This window comes from Pseudoflavonifractor sp. An85, assembly GCF_002161235.1.
GTDB lineage: Bacteria > Bacillota > Clostridia > Oscillospirales > Oscillospiraceae > Enterenecus.
The window spans coordinates 1-3,139 of sequence record NZ_NFHE01000067.1 but is presented as its reverse complement, the minus strand read 5'-3'; the positions used below and the strand labels follow the sequence as shown (position 1 = coordinate 3,139).

Genomic DNA, 3,139 nt, shown 5'->3' with positions numbered 1-3,139 from the left:
GTGTACAGCCAAGATTTGTCCATGGATAGGGGCGGTTCGTTGACGAGCGAGACGTTCCAGCCTTCGGGCACGTTCTTCAGAACGACACCGGTGGCGTCCTGCGGGAGCGTCCATTCGCCGCCACGGTAGCCGAAGCCCTCCACGGGCGTGCCGTCAGCCAGTTCGGCGGTCACGTTCGCAAGCTGGGTGACCACATACGTCCACTGGTAGTCGTCGGAGATGTCGAACAGGTAGGTGATGCTCCCGCCACCGTTCCGGTTCAGGGTGATGGCGGTGCGTTTGTCGTTGCCGATGCTGCTCTGCGTCCACCCGTCCGGCAGATTGCCGAGGGTGACGGTATGGCCCGGCGGGATCGTGAAGATGTCCTCCTCGTTCAGCGGGTCGAACCCGGTGACGGGGGAACCGTCATCCAGCGTGGCGGTCACGCCCGCCAGTTCATCCACGGGATCGGGCGCATCATAGAAGAACCGGTAGGTCACGGTGGGCGTCTTGGCATTTTCCGGGCGGATGACGTACTGGTAGCCGGAGACGCCGTTTTCGGTGAACTCACCCTGCGATACGCTCCAATTTTGAGGCTGCCCCTCGTATCCCACCAGATCGGAAGGATTCACCCTGTGGACTTCCACATCCTTGGTGGGGTCGCAGTCCACGGCCTCACCGTTCAGGGTGAGGGTGAATCCACGCAGCTCGTCCACGGTGTGGATGATGTCATCGGCCCCGTCGAAGTACCAGCGGTATGTCTCGGTGCCGTTCCTCAGGATGTAGAACGCGCTCCATTCCCCGGTAAGCCCGTTGACGCGCATATCGCAGTCCACGGTCCACCCTTCGGGCACGTCATGTATCTCCACGCTGCCTCCGTCCACGGTGTGGATCGCGGAATCCGTGTAGTCCGTGTCGGGGTCGTCCCAACCGTCGGCGGGGTCGAAATCCTCGATGGGTTCGCCGTCCACGGTGAACCATGTACCCGTGGGAGCATTGGGCTTTTCGGAGGCCACTGTCTCAATCGTGTGGACGGTTTCGTCGGCGAACGCGCCGATGTCGTCGGCGTTGGCCGTGGCGGCGACGCCCAAAAGCATGGAGACGGTCAGCGTCCCCGTCAGCAGGATTGTCGTTTTCCTGTTCATGTTTCCTCGCTGTCTCTGAACCTTGTCGAAAAGGATGAAGGGGCGTGTCCGTTTCGGTTCGGACACGCCCCTCGCGGTCACCTCTGGCGGATCATGCCGCCTTCGGTTATGTCAGGTCAGGCGGCGTGCTGTCCGCGCGGCCTGCGGCGCTTGCTCACAGCCAGTGCGCAGCCGCCCAATGCCAGCAGGGCCGACAGTCCGGCGACACCGCCGACGGCGATGCCGGTCGTGGCGAGCGGCTTCGCCTTGACGATCACCGTCTCATCCTTCACGCGGGCCTTGCCATACGAGACCTCGTGCTCGTCCTCCTCGCCCTTGTGGTAGATGAGGCGTTCGCGCCAGTAGTGGGTACCGGCCTTGTCGGCGGTGATCTCCGGCGAATCCACGTCCGGGTTCTCGCCCGGCGTGACGGCCACGCATTCGGTGGTGGTCACCAGCTTGTCCTCGCTGGTATCGTCGCCGTCGGCCTGCTCCCAGTACTCGAACTCGATGCACCAGCCGTCGCCGGGGATGGTGCCGGTGACGTGCGCCGTGTCGTGAATCTTGTCGCCGACCGTGGCCTCATGGGTGGAGGCGGTGGTGGTGACCTTCACGATGTACGCGGTCTCCTCCTCGACGCGGGCGAGATCGGTGTGGAACGCACTGGGCACGGTCTGCGGGTCCGTGTCGTCGCCGTCCACCTCGGCGTCCGTGTCGATGGGCTGGATGCCGTTGACCATCAGGTGATCCATGGTCCAGTTGCCCTCATCGTCCTTGGCGGGCTGGGCGGGGTTGCCGTCCTCGCCGCGCTTCGGGGCGGTGAGCGAGTACTGGAAGTAGATCACATCCCCGGCCTTGCCCTCGTCGTAGGAGAGCGGGCTTTCGATGGTGACCTTGCCGTCCTTGAGCGCCTTGGCGGCGTCATCCTTGGTGATGATGTACGCGCCGGTGGTCGGAGTGCCCCAGTCGGCCACCAGCTCGTCCTCGTCGGGCGTGTCCGCCTGACGGAACACCTGCCACGAGACCATGGTGCCTTCCAGCACCGGACCGCTGATGGTGACCTTATCCTTCACCGGCTTGCCTTCCTCCACGACGCGGATCGTGTTGGAGAGGGAGTCGATAATGCGGATGGTTTCGGACGGTTCGCGGGGAGCGCCGTAGGCGACGAGCGTGCCGTCCTGCGCGGTGACGCGGACGCGGAAGTAGTAGATGCCGGTCTGCGCGGGCGTCCACTTGGAGGATTCCGCCGTGGTCTGGCCCTCCTCCAGCGTCTGGCCGTCCTTGTCCAAGGTGGTCAGCAGCGTGTCGGTATCGGTGTCGCCGTCGCCCTGCTTCCACACCTCCCACGAGGCGGACAGTTCCTTGTCAACATAGTCGCTGCGGATGTCGGTCTCGTAGCTGATGTTGTCGAAGAACGTCTGGTCGCTGACCGTATCGCCCAAGTGGGCCTCCGTGTACGTTTCCGTGGTCACGCTGATGGTGCGGGTGGATTCGTTGTCCACGCGGTCGTTGCCGCGATGGAACTCCTTGTCCTCGCCCTGATCGTCGCCGGGGATGCGCACCCATTCCACGAAGTAATGGTCGCCCGCATCCGGGACGGTCACCGCCGGGCTGGTGACGGTCTGCTCCTTGGCGTCCTCCACGTAGCCGTCCATGTCGGACAGCGTGGAGTCCTCCGCGTCGGCCACCTTGTCGCCGGTCTCGTAGTCGTGCAGCTCGAACCCGATGATCGCGTCGCCGGGCAGGGTGCCCTCGATGTGGGCCACGTCGTGGATCGCGCCGCCCGCGCTGGACCACTTGTAGGTGGTCGTGGTGATGCGCACCGCGTGGAACGACTCTTCCTTGATGCGGCGGTCGGAGCGAACCTCGGTCTGCCCGTCGGGAAGGAACGCGGAGCCGTCGGCCTTGCTGAACACGGTCACCCAGTAGTAGTCGCCGGGCTGGTCGAGCTGGGCGAGGTCCGAATCCAGTTCCTTGGTGGCCGCCTTGAGATCGGTGGCGGGGATGGTCAGCGTCAGCGTGTCCTTGCTGGCGTC

2 protein-coding genes are annotated in these 3,139 nt (G+C 64.6%); both read right to left on the bottom strand.

Features of this window, described 5'->3' with window-relative positions:
- A partial coding sequence (locus B5G37_RS14155; RefSeq protein ID WP_143482986.1) for a hypothetical protein occupies positions 1-1,124 on the bottom strand: 1,124 nt, incomplete at its 3' end.
- 116 nt (positions 1,125-1,240) lie between these two features.
- Positions 1,241-3,139 (bottom strand): hypothetical protein (locus B5G37_RS15310; protein ID WP_204217951.1); only part of this gene is annotated, 1,899 nt, incomplete at its 5' end.